This is a genomic window from Haemophilus sp. 27098_8_127 (genome assembly GCF_041433495.1).
Taxonomy (GTDB): domain Bacteria; phylum Pseudomonadota; class Gammaproteobacteria; order Enterobacterales; family Pasteurellaceae; genus Haemophilus_D.
The window spans coordinates 61,872-75,821 of sequence record NZ_JAPWBP010000004.1 but is presented as its reverse complement, the minus strand read 5'-3'; the positions used below and the strand labels follow the sequence as shown (position 1 = coordinate 75,821).

Sequence of the window (13,950 nt, the reverse complement as noted above, 5' to 3'; positions counted from 1 at the left end):
GTTATAAGAAAGATCTTTTTCTTATTTCGTAAAAGTTTGATTTGCTTATATCTTAGGTGAAATTTTATATTCATGTTTGGGTGTTTCGCCCGATTAAAGAAGGAAAACTTATGAAATTAAAAGCGACCTTAACTCTTATTGCAGCAAGTTTGTTTTTAGCAGCTTGTGATCAATCTGGTTCTGCGGCAAAAGAAAATGCGAAAGCAGAAACAGCAAAACCTTCAGGTAATAACACATTTGTATACTGTACAGCGAAAGCACCACTTAGCTTTAGCCCAGCATTAGTAATGGAAGGTACATCTTACAATGCGAGTTCACAACAAGTGTATAACCGTTTGGTTGAATTTAAAAAAGGTTCTACTGACCTTGAGCCAGCCTTGGCTGAAAGTTGGGAGATCAGTGACGATGGTTTAACTTACACGTTCCATTTGCGTAAAGGGGTGAAATTCCATACGACAAAAGAATTTACGCCAACACGTGATTTTAATGCGGATGATGTGATCTTTTCTTTCCAACGTCAGTTAGATCCTAACCACCCTTACCACAACGTATCAAAAGGGACTTATCCGTATTTCAAAGCGATGAAATTCCCAGATTTATTAAAATCAGTTGAGAAAGTGGATGACAACACCGTTCGTATCACCTTGAATAAAAAAGATGCGACTTTCTTAGCAAGCTTGGGTATGGACTTTATCTCTATTTACTCAGCTGAATATGCTGATGCGATGTTGAAAGCGGGTAAACCAGAAACGATCGATAACAAACCGGTAGGTACAGGTCCGTTTATTTTTGTGGATTATAAAACTGATCAAGCGGCACAATATGTAGCAAATGAAACCTATTGGAAAGGTCGTACACCGCTTGATCGTTTAGTGATCAGCATTGTACCAGATGCGACGACGCGTTATGCGAAGTTACAAGCGGGTTCTTGTGATTTAATTTTATTCCCAAACGTGGCGGATTTAGCCAAAATGAAAACTGATCCGAAAGTACAGCTTTTGGAACAAAAAGGTTTGAACGTGGCATATATCGCATTCAATACGGAAAAAGCACCGTTTGATAACGTGAAAGTGCGTCAAGCATTGAACTATGCGGTGGATAAAAAAGCGATTATTGACGCGGTTTATCAAGGTGCAGGCACTGCAGCGAAAAATCCATTGCCACCAACAATTTGGAGTTATAACGACGAAATCCAAGATTATCCGTATGATCCAGAGAAAGCGAAACAGCTTTTAGCGGAAGCAGGTTATCCAAACGGTTTTGAAACGGACTTCTGGATTCAACCAGTAGTGCGTGCGTCTAACCCAAATCCAAAACGTATGGCTGAACTAGTGATGGCAGACTGGGCGAAAGTTGGCGTAAAAGCAAATCCAGTCACATTTGAATGGGCTGACTATCAAAAACGTGCTAAAGCAGGCGAATTAACGGCAGGTATCTTCGGTTGGTCAGGCGATAACGGTGATCCGGATAACTTCCTTTCTCCGTTACTTGCGAGTGCTAACGCTGGCAACTCAAACTTTGCGCGTTTCAAAAATGCAGAATTTGATGCCTTATTAGATAAAGCGATTGGCTTAACTAATAAAGAAGAACGTGCAGCACTTTATAAACAAGCACAAGTGATTTTCCATGAACAAGCACCATGGATTCCAGTTGCGCATTCTGTTGGTTTCGCACCACTCAGCCCTCGCGTAAAAGGCTACGTACAAAGCCCATTTGGCTACGATGCATTTTATGGTGTGAGTGTTGATGGTAAATAATTAACGGACTATACTAGCCCTTGCAGTTGCAAGGGCTTTTTGTTTTCAAGCAAAAGGAGAAAGAAAATGGACTTACATGATATTCGAGAGGATTATTGCAAACAGGCGCTTTCTCAGCATGATTGCGATCCAAATCCGATAAAACAATTTGAAAAATGGCTCAATGAAGCAATTACAGCCAAAGTCAATGAGCCGACAGGTGTTAATGTTGCGACAGTCAATGAAGACGGCCGCCCAACAAGTCGAATGGTGCTGTTGAAAGAAGTGAACGAACAAGGCTTTGTATTTTTCACGAATTATCACAGTCGAAAAGGTCGCGCCATAGAACATAATCCTTTCGTCGCCCTGACATTCTTTTGGCCAGAATTAGAACGTTCTGTTCGCATTGAGGGCAAAGCCGAAAAAATCTCGCCCGAACAATCAGATGAATATTTTGCAACGCGCCCTTACACCAGCCGAATTGGCGCTTGGGCCAGCGAGCAAAGTGCGGTCATTTCTAGCCACAAATCTTTATTAGCGAAAGCTGCTCTGATTGCAGCAAAACACCCATTAAACGTACCTCGTCCACCACATTGGGGCGGTTATCTTGTGATTCCTGATCGCATAGAGTTCTGGCAAGGTCGCCCAAGCCGCTTACATGACAGAATTTGTTATTTATACAATGAGGGGAAATGGGAAAGAGAGCGGTTATCGCCTTAAGTTTCTTAAAAACATTCAAAAAAACAACCGCACTTACAAAAAGTGCGGTAGGATTTCGAGTCTCTTTTTGAGGTTTTGATAGTTTACTCTGGTGTTAGATTGAGTAGTTTTCATCTCATTTGAGAAAATGGGACATAAATTTTACCTTCTCTTGAGGCGATTTGTTTTTTTCGAGAAACTAATTCTGTGAAAGAAATTCTTTCCTCTAAAATAGCTAAGAGATCTGAACCATCCATAAGAATCATGACTTTATCTGATGATTGAAAGGCATTAACACCTTCTTCTGAAAATCCATCAATAGATAGAAATAGCCCTAATGTATTTTCCAATTTAGTTTTTATTTTTTCTTTAAAAACAGCTAAATCTGAACTATTAATTAATGACTTTGTCCATTTGGCTTCAAAAAGAAACTCTGTTCCATCCAATGTGAATGCGCCATCTATTTGTTGTCCCATAATTTTAAATGAAGCCTTAGGATCTAAATCATTTAAGATAAATAGTTTGTTCATCAAGTTTTCTAATTTAAATCCTCTTTGTTGATTGTCTTGACTCGTTACTAAAGAATAAAACTCTTGTCTTAAGCTAGCTAGTTCCTCTTGATAGCTTTTAAATAAATGAAGTCTCTCTTCTGCAAGTTTTATTCTTTTTTGTCTTTCTTCTTCAGCTCGTTGATTTTCTTGATATGGAATTATAAATTCTTTTAACTGTTTTACAGTACTTAAGGCTTTAGATGCTTTATTATCTCCATCCTCAAGATGCTTTAAGTGGTCAAAGTTTCTAAATTGGCAAATATCGTTAGCTAATTGTAAGAGAATTTCTGTATTATTTAATTCAAATAATTTATCAATGATTAATATGCATATATCTCTTTTGGTTAGAGCATCCCAATCAATTTTACTGATGTTTATATTCTTAGGTAAACTTTTAAGTAAAAATGATTTTAGATCTTTTTTATACCAGTAAATATGGATAAGTGCTTCTTTAAGAGCAAATAAGGCTGCGGGTGTTAATTGTTTATTCATAGCTATCGATTATTTTGAGGTTGTTAATTATATTAATATTAGTTAATTGATATAACAAGCATACAACCGGCTCATTCACTACTCAATTCTGCTTCTTATGATCCACCATAGATAATTTTTATGCAACCTTGGGTCTAATAAAACCATCACGATATTGTGCCCTTGAGCAAGAAAGAAAAAACACATTAAAAAAACCGCACGTTGATTCCTCAACCAAAGTGCGGTTAATTTTTACATTATTTTTATTTACCGATGATTTCTGATAAATCAACTTTGCGGTTTTCGTAACGAGAACGGGTACACGCATCAGCAGTGGCGATAGCGGCACGTGCTGCTTCACCAGTGAGTAATTTTACAAATTCCTCAGTTGGTTCCATACCATGGAGAATATCATTTAAATAACGCATTTCTTTTTTCATGATAGAACTCAACCAGAGCGGTGTGCGTTTGCCTGGTTTACCGTATTGAATCGCACCGTCCATTTCTGTGCTGTTGTAAATACGGGTACGGTCATCATCTTCTTCTTGGGTTTCGTGAATGAGGAAATAGGTGTCTTTTCCATCCACACGAAGGGTGCCTTTGGTATTGTACATATCAAGTTTGATCGCGCCTTTTTCCCCTTGAATTAATACATAATGTTCACCCCAACGGAAAGCCGAACCCCATTCTAGAACAGCGAAGCGATTATCATCGTATTCCATGGTGACAAAAATCATATCGTCTTCATCACCAAAGTTTTCGCCTTTGTGTGCAACATTGGCGGCTGCCATGGTAACAGTTTTTGGCATGCCCCCCATAATGAATTGTACGCAGTCTAATTCGTGAATATGGTGATATAAGTGGCCGCCAGATTTTTCACGGATTTTTTTCCATGAGATAGTCGGTTGTTGTTCTTCCCAGCCGTTACGTGCAGTGTGACAATAAAGCACTTTACCGATCACGCCTTGATTGATTAATTCTTTGGCATGGTGAACACCGTTAAAGAAGTTCATCACATGGCCAGCCATAAAGGTGACGCCATTTTCTTCGCAAGCACGTACCATGTCGTCACAGTCTTGATAACTTAAGGCGATTGGTTTTTCACAGAAAACGTGTTTTTTGTTTTTTGCGGCAAGGATGACTGGTTCTTTGTGTAAGTAGTTTGGGGTGGCAACAATCACGCAATCCACATCAGGGGAAGTGACTAATTCTTCAAGAGATTTTGCCGCTACGCATTGTAATTCTTGAGCAATGGTTTCGCCATTTTCAGGATCGTATACCATTGTAATCTGTGCATCATCAAATTCATTCATGAAACGGGCTAAATCCGCACCAAAATAGCCAACGCCAACAACACCATATCGCATCATAATAAACTCCTTATTTTTTCACTGAGATTTGTTTTTCCGTTACCATGGATTGCTTCGCTGCTTCTGCAACTTCGATGGCTTCAGTTAAACATAGACTTAATGGGCTGGTTTTTCCTTGTGTTAAGTGCTCCACCACGCTTTGTACTTCGATTTCAGCCGCTCGGCTTAACCAAAGTTGGCAAGGTGCGTGGGTGACATTATATTGCTGAGTGCCTTTTGCACTTTCGCGTAAAGATAAATCAGCCTCAAATTCATCAAATAAATCAACGTGTTCTATTTTTCCATCTAGATAATTAAATGTGACACTTGAGGTAAAGAAATTGACTTCAATCACACCATTTTCACCATGAATTTGAATGCCCCATTGGTGTAATCGATAAGCAGTGCCCATTTCGAGCGAACCTAATACGCCATTTTTAAAACGTAATAGCAACTGCAACACATCACGGCTGTCTGGCGTATCGTGATGTGCTTGATTAGCCGCTTGAGCAAAAACAGCCTCAATATCGCCTAATAACCAACAGAGTAAATCCAGTTCGTGAATGAGGTGGAAAAGCTCGCCGCCCGTAAGATTGGCATCTAATTTCCACCATTCTTTGTTTGGTAGATTTTCAATCCAACGCTGACGCATGGCTCGAGCTACGGTAATGCGGCCTAATTTTCCTTGTTCTAAAGCTGCTTTGACTTTCAACATGCCAGGTAACGTACGTTCTAAATGGCCCACAAAAATGACTTTACCTTTTTCTTCTGCAAGGCGACGTAAATGTTGGCCTTGAGAAGCGCTTAAGGTAAAAGGCGTTTCAATAAAGACATGACAGCCAGCATTTAACGCTAAGATAGCTGGGGAATAATGGGCATAGTTTGGGGTGGCGATAACCACTAAATCAGGTTTGGTTTCTGCCAACATTTCTTCTACACTAAAAAAGGCTTTACTGCCGTATTGGTCGGCGAGTTTTTGTGCAAGAGAAGGGTTAATATCGGTCACCGCAATTAAGTTTGCTTGGGCTTTGTCAAATGCAGAAGCCAACTGAACGCCAAAAAAGCCGCAGCCGATTAAGGCAACGTTTAATCCATTAGTTTGCATCATGCCCTCCTTGTTGTAAGCGTTGGCGAATACTTTGGAAATATTGCAAGATCGCGCGTTGCATGCGTACCAAATCATGCGCTTCCACGGCATCAATTAATTCACGGTGTTGCATGGCTAATTTTTCAGGAGAAAGTATTGGTGGGGGTAAGCCTTTTTCTACTTGTTGATAAATTTGCCAAAACGCATCTAAATATTGAATCAGTAATGGGTTATTTAATGGCTCATAAAGTTTTAAATGAATGTGGTATTCATCTTTAGGCGAAAACTTTTGTTCTCGTGCATTTTTTTCCATATTTGCTACTGATTTTTGCAAAAGTGCGGTCTGTTCTTGGCTAATTTTTCCTAAAACCATCGGGGCAAAACCGTATTCCAAAATTTCCCGAATATCCAAAATATTAATCAGCTGATTATGATCATTATGCAAATTCAGTTGAGTGTGAAAGCTTAATCCGCGAATCATTGGCACAAGAGAGGATTCACTCACAAAGGTACCAACCCCGTGGCGAATGTCTAAAATGTGTAGCGCCTCTAAAGATTTAATAGCTTCACGTAAACTGGAGCGGCTCACACCAAGCTGTTCAATCAGTTCATTTTCTGTTGGCATCAAATCGCCAGATTTGAGATTTTGTTTAATGATGAGCGATTTGATTTTATCCTGCAAAACGAGACTTGCTTCTTTTTTACTTGTTTTTTTCATTTCTGTTCTCATTTTCTAATCTATTTTCTGAATTTGTGATCCAGCTCTCATTCTCTTTGATTGACATAAGACATCATACGTCTTATCTTTATTTATGCAAGCAGAAATTAGCAGTGATTTTAAATTCTGTGATCTATACCACAAAATTCTCAAATACAAGGAAGGGAGGTTGTTATGGCAACATCATTACCATGGTATAAAGAAGTCAGTCCTACGCAAAAAAAAGCGTTATTTGCGGCTTGGTTAGGTTATGTTTTTGATGGCTTCGATTATATGCTGATCACTTATGTGCTTTTGGATATTCAAAAGGAATTTGCCATGAGCACAACGGAAACATCCACATTATTACTTGCAGCGTTCGTCGCGCGTCCATTAGGAGGGGCAATTTTTGGTAGTTTTGCCGATAAATATGGCCGTCGTTTGGCGATGATTGTTTCCATTATCACGTATTCCGTTGGCACATTCTTGTGCGGCTTATCCACCAGTTATATTTGGCTTTTCATCTTCCGTATGATTATCGGTATGGGGATGGCGGGTGAATATGCTTGTTCTTCCTCTTATGCCATTGAAAGCTGGCCACAACATTTACGTACAAAAGCCAGTGCATTCTTAGTGAGTGGCTTCTCCATTGGTAATATTCTTGCTTCTCAAGTAATTCCTTGGGTGTCTCAAACTTATGGTTGGCGTATGGCTTTCTTCATTGGTTTAGCACCAGTCGCTTTAGTGCTCTACGTTCGTCGCCATGCACCTGAAAGTGAAGAATGGGCACAAGCGAAAGCGGCAGGTAAAGTGAATAAAGTTCCACTTACTGACCTATTCACTAAAAAACAATTACCAATCACCTTAATTATTTTCTTAGTTTGTTATTCAATTTTCTCCGTAAACTGGCCGGTAGTGGGCTTACTTCCACTTTATCTCAAAGAAAATGGCTATGCTGAAAATGTGAAATCACTGATGTTCTGGGCGGGCTTTGGTATCCTCATCGGTACCTTAATTGCAGGCTTTATCGGTGATAAATTGGGTGAGAAGAAAACCTTTGTATATAGCTTATTGTTATCACTTTTCTTCCTCTTCCCAGTATTCTATTTGCCAGAAAATAATGTATTAGCACTTGGTGCGTTGCTCTTCTTCTTACTTGCAACAAACTTAGGGATTGCCGGTTTAGTGCCAAAATATATGGCGACTTTCTTCCCAGCTGAAATGCGAAGCACAGGTATTGGTTTCATCTATAACTTCGCTGCGATCGGTGGTGGGGTGTCTCCTGTGATTGCCGCTGCACTTAGCGAAAGAGTGGGACTTGGTTCAGCCCTTGTGTATGTCACCTTATTCTGGACAATTGTCCTTGTTGCTCTCGTTGGATTAAGATTGCCAGAACGTATTCAAGCTCGTATGCAACAATAAAAAACGAAAGCAAAACAGACCGCACTTTTAGGTGCGGTTTGTTGTTTATACAAAAATAGTTTGAAGCGTGTCACAAATTTGTTAAAAATATGTTTCAATTTTTTCGGTTAAATGCTAATTAATAATCTCCCCTATCGTTTTGTAGGAGATTTATATGCAAACTCAACAAACCTTTCTCTCTAAATATAAAAGTCTCATCATTCTTGCCCTAGACTTTGTCTTCATGTTGGTGTTAATCAAAATATTGCCATTTTCTGCTCAAGAGAATCGCGGATTAGCCTTGCTGATTTTCATTGGCATTTTATGGTTAACGGAAGCCTTTAATATTACCGTGACATCCCTTATGGTGCCCGTTGTGGCCATAGGATTAGGCTTGATTAATACGCAAAAAGCCCTTGCCCCATTCTCCACGCCAATTATTTATATGTTCTTTGGGGGATTTGTGGTGGCTGCGGTGTTACAAATTCAGAATCTAGATAAGATTATTGCGAATTACATTATCCGTTTGGCCAAAGGAAACTTAAAACTTTCTATCACCTATCTGTTTACTGCAACCACATTCCTTTCCATGTGGATTAACAACACCGCTGTGGCAGCCATGATGTTACCGCTCACTATGGGGATGTTAAAAGGTATCAATGCAGAGAAAAACCATCGGTTGTATGCCTTCGTATTATTAGGCATGGCATTTAGTGCAAGTATTGGTGGTATTGGTACCTTAGTGGGAAGTGCGCCGAATGCGATTTTGGCATCTCAAATTCCAGTGACTTTCACGGAATGGCTAGGTTATGGTTTCCCAGTGATGGTATTGCTTGTACCTTCAATGATTTTTTCTTTATGGGTAATTTTACGTCCAGACTTTTCTGTGGAATTTAATCCGTCACTTGAGAAAGTCAGCTTTAATCGAAAAAATATCATTACTTTACTGATCTTCATCGGTATGGCGATTATGTTACTTTTCAGTTCTCTTCTAAATCCATGGATTAGCTCTCTTCTTGAATTGCCGAAAAAAATCGAAAACTTTGATACGGTGATTGCGCTATGCGTTGTGATCTTTATTTGTGTTTCAGGTGTGGCAAGTTGGAAAGAAATTCAAGAACGTGTTGAATGGGGGGTACTCGTTTTATTTGGTGGTGGTTTAACACTCAGTATTGTGATGAAAGATTCTGGCGCCAGTAAAATTATGGCGGATAGCATCGTTCAGTTTGTACAAACCAAACCGCTTTGGGTACTTTGCTTTGTGATAACCGCATTTATTATTTTCTTAACAGAATTCACATCGAATACTGCCAGTGCAGCATTGATTATGCCAATTGTGATTTCAGTGGCACAATCCATGAATTTACCGCCTATCGCTTTAGCCGCAATTATCGCTTGTGGGGCAAGTTGTGCATTTATGCTACCAATCGCTACACCGCCAAATGCTATTGTATTTGCAACAGGCAATGTGAAACAACTTGATATGGCCAAAGTCGGTTTGATTTTAAATCTATTCTGTATCGCCATCATCGGCAGCATGACTTATTTTGTGTGGTTGTAAATGTGGTTAAAATTGACCGCACTTTATTAGCCTATAAAAGTAAACCGCACGTTAAAGTGCGGTTTATTGTTTATCTCGAAATAACCTCTTTTGTGAAGGCTTCCATTTCGGCTTTACGCCATGGTGTTGAAAAGAAAATAGTATCTTTCAAGCCAGATTCACTATTGAGTGGACGAACACCGAATTCTTGGCTTAATTTCTGTTGTACTTCAGGCGAAGTAATCCAATGCACGAAAACAAGTGATGCGGCTGGGTTCGGCGCATTTTTTGCTACGGTTACAACATTACCACCGCCAGGCATCCCAAATTTTGGTACATAGAATTTTAAACGATCAGTAATTGCACCTTGTTTTTGCAAACTGAACAAGTGGTCTTGCCATGCGGAGACAATTACTAACTCACCGTCGTTTAAACGGGTTAAACTATCAGCATTCGAAGCCGTACGGATTAGCGCATCTTTTTTACTGCTGAACCAATCCCAGGTTTTTTTCCAATTAGCAATCTGTGCTTCATCGATTTTATCAGTACGATAATCATAATCACCATTGATGTACACTAAAGCTCGTTGAATGAAGGCATTACCAGAGCTACCACCATTTGGATCTGAATAGCCGAATTTTTTTGGATTTTTATCAATATAGCTTTCCATGTCTGCCCAAGATTGTGGCAATTCCTCTTCTTTAATTCGCATAGGATCATAAGCTAGACCGGTTTGATTACCCCAGTAACCTACAGCCATATCGCCTAATTCAACACCTTGTAAGTGGTGATTTAATTTATCGAAATTTGGTAAGTTATTGAGTTTTACAAGAATGTCATTTTTCGCTACGTTGCCTAAACGGTCAGCATTTAACACAACCACATCCATTTTGCCGGTTTCTAGATTTTTTTCAGCAATCAGTTTATTGATATTACCGTCCAAGGTGCCTTCAGGTACTTTGACTTTAATACCGTATTGATTTTCAAACTCTTTGACAAAATTACGGAATTGCGGCTGCAAATACCAAACGCTAACTGTCAATTTTCCTTCTTTTTTAGCGAGTTCTTCGATTTCACTCCAAGATTTACCACTTAAGTCTGTGGAAGCCGAGGCGAAAGTGCTGACAGCCAAGGCGGCAGCGGTAAGACCAATGGATAGAAGTTTACGGATATTTTTTTGCATAAGATGCTCCTTGTGAAAATTATGCTTTTCCTGTGGATTGAGAGAGATAATTCCCTTTCAACAATTTTTCGATAATCATCATCAAAATAATGTTTGGTACCAACAAAATAATCGATACAACGGCTGCATTCGGACGAATAAAAGAATAACCGAGGAAAGAATATAAAATGGTTGGCACGGTAATAAAGTCCGGTGAGCCGATAACGAAAGCGATAGCAAACTCTTCAATACTTTTCACTAAACAGAAAATAATTGATGCTAAAAAACTGGGTTTTAACATCGGCATATACACATCTTTGAAAACGGTAAATTTAGATGCACCTAAGTCACGGCTAGCATCAATGAGGTCTTGTGGTACAGAAGAAAAGCCCGCGGATAAAATCCGAATAGCATAAGGTAACGTGAGTACAACATGCCCAATAACAATGCCGATGAATGGATTATTAATATTTAAATCCAATAACATGCGGCTAAAGAATAGGGCAATAATCATGCCTGGAATAACCAATGGAATCAGTGTCAATAATTCGGCTAATTTTTTACCTCTAAACTCCATACGTCCAAATGCATAAGCTGTTGGGAGAGAGAGTAAAATAGTGATCAGAGAAACCGTAGGCGCAATGGTATAGCTATTAAACATTGCTTCAGGTAAAGAGGTGGTTTCCCATACAATTTTCCAACGCTCAAAAGATAATGATTGAGGGAAAATATCTGGATAACTCCACGGTTTAGCGGGATCTACCAATGACCATAAACCTGCCATTAAAAAGGGTAAGAATAACCAAATAAAATTAGCAAGAATAAAGAAAATTAAGGAAATACGTGCGATTAATCGACCATTTTTCGTTGTGATTTGTGCGGAACTATTCATTTGACTTCTCCACGTTTGACGGCTAATGGTTTAATCAATAATGACACGAGGATGGTGAAGAAGGCAGAGGTCAGCATAATCGTTAATGCCATGACCGCACTTTGATTCCATTCTTCAAATTCATAGGCAGACATTTGCATTAAACGTGCTAAAGAATAGGTACTACGAGGACCAGCAATACTATAAAAGGCGAAATCACCGAGTGCGCCGATAAATATTAAAATAAAAGAAACTTGTACCGCACCTAAGGTTAGTGGGAAGATCACATAACGAAAACGTTGCCAAGGACTCGAACCTAAATTAGCTGCCGCATCTAATAAATCAGTTTTCAGTGAATTGACTGCGCCACCAATAAGAATTAAAGCAAAGGGAATGTTTTTCCACATTTGTAAAATCACTACCCCCCAACCAAATTCATCATTTTGTAAGGTTTTCGGTTCGTCCCAAATGCCTAAATAAACAAATACCTCATTAAGAATGCCGTGGTAAGAAATCATATTGACGAACAAAAAGGCGGCAACCAATCCAGGTACCAACATAGGTGCCCGCAAGATGGTGATGATCGTTACCTTGGCAGGCAATTTTTTACGCAACCACATAGCAATGGGATAAGCCACGATGATGGATAAAATGGCCCCTAATAAAGACACTTTTACGGAATAAATATACGAATTTTGGAATACAGGACTATTTAATACGGCTTGCCAATATTCCAAACTAAATTGACTTTCTTCCCCGCCCATACTGTATAAACCAAGGCTTTGAGAGACGACAATGTAGAATGTGGACCCCATTAAAAATAGGATCGTACCTAAACCGCTGCATAGTAATAACCATGCTTTTACATCATTTTTGAGACTTTTCATTTTACGGACTCCAAGAATTTAATCGCATGGCGGGGAACCGTAAAGGTGAGTTTATCGCTCAAATTCGGGCATTTTGTTAGTTGCAGACGTAATTTTTTCTCTTCATCATTACGTTTAATGATTCCTTGCACTTCTGTGATATTGCCCATAAAAGCGGTGTTGATGATATCTACTGTAATTTGGTTTTCCGCTTCCGTTTGTGCGTTTGGTAACAATTCAATGTCTTCCGGTCGAAAGCAAATATAAATTCGTTCAGATTCCGGTTTTTTCTCAGAAAATACGGTGAAATCGCCAAAAATAGAACTCACCGCATACAGGTTATCACCAATGTTTTTCACATTAGCTTCCGTGATATTGGCAATGCCAATAAAATCTGCCACAAAGCGGTTTTTAGGATGATGATAAATATCTTGAGGAGAGCCAATTTGCTCAATAGAGCCCTTATTTAACACGATGATTTTATCTGACATAGTTAGGGCTTCAGCCTGATCGTGAGTCACATAAATACTAGTTAAATTATATTGTTTTGAGAGTTGCTTAATTTCAAAACGTACACTTTCGCGTAATTTGGCATCTAAGTTAGAAAGTGGCTCATCAAATAAAATCACATCTGGACGAGTTACCATGGCTCTGGCTAATGCGACACGCTGTTGTTGACCTCCAGAAAGCTCATTAGGTAATTTCAATTTATGAAATTCTAAATCCATTTGCTTCAATGCGAGATCTAAACGCTGTTTTTGTTCTTCAATATCAATTTTACGTTGCTTTAAACCATAGCAAATATTGTGAGAAACGTTGAGGTGAGGGAAAAGGGCATAAGATTGGAAACACATGGCTGTATTGCGTTTTTCTGGAGGAACATGGTTAACATTTTTTCCTCCAATAAGGATTTCACCTTCATCAGCCACATGAAATCCAGCGATTAATTTTAATAAGGAGGTTTTACCACAGCCACTTGGTCCTAATAAGGTGACAAACTCGCCTTCTTCAGCGGTAAAAGTAATATTATTTGCTGCGTAAAAGTCACCAAATTTTTTTGTAATATTTTTTATTTCTAACTTTGCCATTTTTACATCCTCTATTTGGCTATACAACTATAGAGGTAACCATAAAACACTTGGTTATTTTTTCAATAAAATAAAAATATTTTTTATGAATTTGTGATGAAGATCACGCATTTAGATAAAATATGGTTTTATTACATTTTAATAATGCGGAGGCGGTGTTTCTTCCGCTTGGCTGGCAATATTAGAAGGTTGCATATCTTTTAATTTGCCGGCGAGATAGCGGAGTTGAAGTTGAATTTTATCCATATCAAACTGTTGTTGAACTAATGCTTGGTTTAGCTCGTCTAAAAGTTGTTCTTGAAACGCAATTTTCATTTCAAGTTCAGCAATGCGATCTTCTAAAATTTGTTGATTTTGCATAAAATTTCTCTAATTTTTAAAAAAATGTTGTGAATTTGGTCAATCCGATTTAACCTATTCGCTATTCCGTTT

At 38.8% G+C, this 13,950-nt stretch carries 13 protein-coding genes; 4 read left to right on the top strand and 9 right to left on the bottom strand.

Annotated features, from left to right (window positions below; translation table 11 throughout):
• The first annotated feature begins 110 nt into the window (after positions 1-110).
• Positions 111-1,757 (top strand): ABC transporter substrate-binding protein, encoded by a 1,647-nt coding sequence (locus tag O3746_RS06195; protein WP_371448140.1) that lies wholly within the window; start codon positions 111-113, stop codon positions 1,755-1,757.
• Between the two features lie 66 nt (positions 1,758-1,823).
• Complete coding sequence (gene pdxH, locus O3746_RS06190) at positions 1,824-2,456, top strand: pyridoxamine 5'-phosphate oxidase (protein WP_049384696.1); 633 nt, start codon at positions 1,824-1,826, stop codon at positions 2,454-2,456.
• A 110-nt stretch (positions 2,457-2,566) separates the two neighbouring features.
• Here the strand turns inward: pdxH and O3746_RS06185 are convergent, their stop codons facing one another.
• The 4 genes from O3746_RS06185 to O3746_RS06170 form a co-directional block, all read right to left on the bottom strand.
• Positions 2,567-3,478 carry a hypothetical protein gene (locus O3746_RS06185; RefSeq protein WP_371448138.1) on the bottom strand — a complete coding sequence of 304 codons (912 nt, stop codon included), beginning with the start codon at positions 3,476-3,478 and terminating at the stop codon, positions 2,567-2,569.
• 242 nt (positions 3,479-3,720) lie between these two features.
• A complete protein-coding gene (locus O3746_RS06180) occupies positions 3,721-4,827 on the bottom strand; it encodes a Gfo/Idh/MocA family protein (protein ID WP_049373733.1) in 1,107 nt (368 codons plus the stop codon).
• 10 nt (positions 4,828-4,837) lie between these two features.
• A complete protein-coding gene (locus O3746_RS06175) occupies positions 4,838-5,911 on the bottom strand; it encodes a Gfo/Idh/MocA family protein (RefSeq protein ID WP_049384693.1) in 1,074 nt (357 codons plus the stop codon).
• Positions 5,901-6,611 carry a FadR/GntR family transcriptional regulator gene (locus O3746_RS06170; protein ID WP_049373731.1) on the bottom strand — a complete coding sequence of 237 codons (711 nt, stop codon included), beginning with the start codon at positions 6,609-6,611 and terminating at the stop codon, positions 5,901-5,903. Before O3746_RS06170 ends, O3746_RS06175 begins: the two co-directional genes overlap by 11 nt.
• Positions 6,612-6,785: 174 nt before the next feature.
• Between O3746_RS06170 and O3746_RS06165 the strand changes: the two genes are divergently transcribed.
• Together O3746_RS06165 and O3746_RS06160 are read left to right on the top strand one after the other, a co-directional pair.
• The gene (locus O3746_RS06165) at positions 6,786-8,012 is read left to right on the top strand and encodes an MFS transporter (protein WP_049365141.1); all 1,227 of its coding nucleotides are present in this window, start codon (positions 6,786-6,788) and stop codon (positions 8,010-8,012) included.
• Positions 8,013-8,166: 154 nt separating this feature from the next.
• Complete coding sequence (locus O3746_RS06160) at positions 8,167-9,552, top strand: DASS family sodium-coupled anion symporter (RefSeq protein WP_295649674.1); 1,386 nt, start codon at positions 8,167-8,169, stop codon at positions 9,550-9,552.
• Between the two features lie 70 nt (positions 9,553-9,622).
• Here O3746_RS06160 and O3746_RS06155 read toward each other — a convergent pair whose 3' ends face one another.
• The 5 genes from O3746_RS06155 to O3746_RS06135 form a co-directional block, all read right to left on the bottom strand.
• Entirely contained in the window at positions 9,623-10,714 is a 1,092-nt protein-coding gene (locus O3746_RS06155; protein WP_197543916.1) for an extracellular solute-binding protein, read from the bottom strand.
• Between the two features lie 19 nt (positions 10,715-10,733).
• On the bottom strand, positions 10,734-11,585 hold the full coding sequence (locus O3746_RS06150; RefSeq protein WP_005694881.1) for an ABC transporter permease: 852 nt from the start codon (positions 11,583-11,585) through the stop codon (positions 10,734-10,736).
• Positions 11,582-12,451 (bottom strand): ABC transporter permease, encoded by an 870-nt coding sequence (locus tag O3746_RS06145; protein WP_014064417.1) that lies wholly within the window; start codon positions 12,449-12,451, stop codon positions 11,582-11,584. The genes O3746_RS06150 and O3746_RS06145 overlap by 4 nt, the downstream gene beginning before the upstream one ends.
• The gene (locus O3746_RS06140) at positions 12,448-13,518 is read right to left on the bottom strand and encodes an ABC transporter ATP-binding protein (protein WP_049365145.1); all 1,071 of its coding nucleotides are present in this window, start codon (positions 13,516-13,518) and stop codon (positions 12,448-12,450) included. Before O3746_RS06140 ends, O3746_RS06145 begins: the two co-directional genes overlap by 4 nt.
• Before the next feature lie 138 nt (positions 13,519-13,656).
• Entirely contained in the window at positions 13,657-13,878 is a 222-nt protein-coding gene (locus O3746_RS06135) for a SlyX family protein (RefSeq protein ID WP_005699194.1), read from the bottom strand.
• Positions 13,879-13,950: the final 72 nt, after the last annotated feature.

Excerpts from the sequence above, each read along its gene's own strand:
- O3746_RS06195 (WP_371448140.1), top strand. The coding sequence starts at position 111 with ATGAAATTAAAAGCGACCTTAACTCTTATTGCAGCAAGTTTGTTTTTA.
- pdxH (WP_049384696.1), top strand. The coding sequence starts at position 1,824 with ATGGACTTACATGATATTCGAGAGGATTATTGCAAACAGGCGCTTTCT.
- O3746_RS06185 (WP_371448138.1), bottom strand. The coding sequence starts at position 3,478 with ATGAATAAACAATTAACACCCGCAGCCTTATTTGCTCTTAAAGAAGCA.
- O3746_RS06180 (WP_049373733.1), bottom strand. The coding sequence starts at position 4,827 with ATGATGCGATATGGTGTTGTTGGCGTTGGCTATTTTGGTGCGGATTTA.
- O3746_RS06175 (WP_049384693.1), bottom strand. The coding sequence starts at position 5,911 with ATGCAAACTAATGGATTAAACGTTGCCTTAATCGGCTGCGGCTTTTTT.
- O3746_RS06170 (WP_049373731.1), bottom strand. The coding sequence starts at position 6,611 with ATGAAAAAAACAAGTAAAAAAGAAGCAAGTCTCGTTTTGCAGGATAAA.
- O3746_RS06165 (WP_049365141.1), top strand. The coding sequence starts at position 6,786 with ATGGCAACATCATTACCATGGTATAAAGAAGTCAGTCCTACGCAAAAA.
- O3746_RS06160 (WP_295649674.1), top strand. The coding sequence starts at position 8,167 with ATGCAAACTCAACAAACCTTTCTCTCTAAATATAAAAGTCTCATCATT.
- O3746_RS06155 (WP_197543916.1), bottom strand. The coding sequence starts at position 10,714 with ATGCAAAAAAATATCCGTAAACTTCTATCCATTGGTCTTACCGCTGCC.
- O3746_RS06150 (WP_005694881.1), bottom strand. The coding sequence starts at position 11,585 with ATGAATAGTTCCGCACAAATCACAACGAAAAATGGTCGATTAATCGCA.
- O3746_RS06145 (WP_014064417.1), bottom strand. The coding sequence starts at position 12,451 with ATGAAAAGTCTCAAAAATGATGTAAAAGCATGGTTATTACTATGCAGC.
- O3746_RS06140 (WP_049365145.1), bottom strand. The coding sequence starts at position 13,518 with ATGGCAAAGTTAGAAATAAAAAATATTACAAAAAAATTTGGTGACTTT.
- O3746_RS06135 (WP_005699194.1), bottom strand. The coding sequence starts at position 13,878 with ATGCAAAATCAACAAATTTTAGAAGATCGCATTGCTGAACTTGAAATG.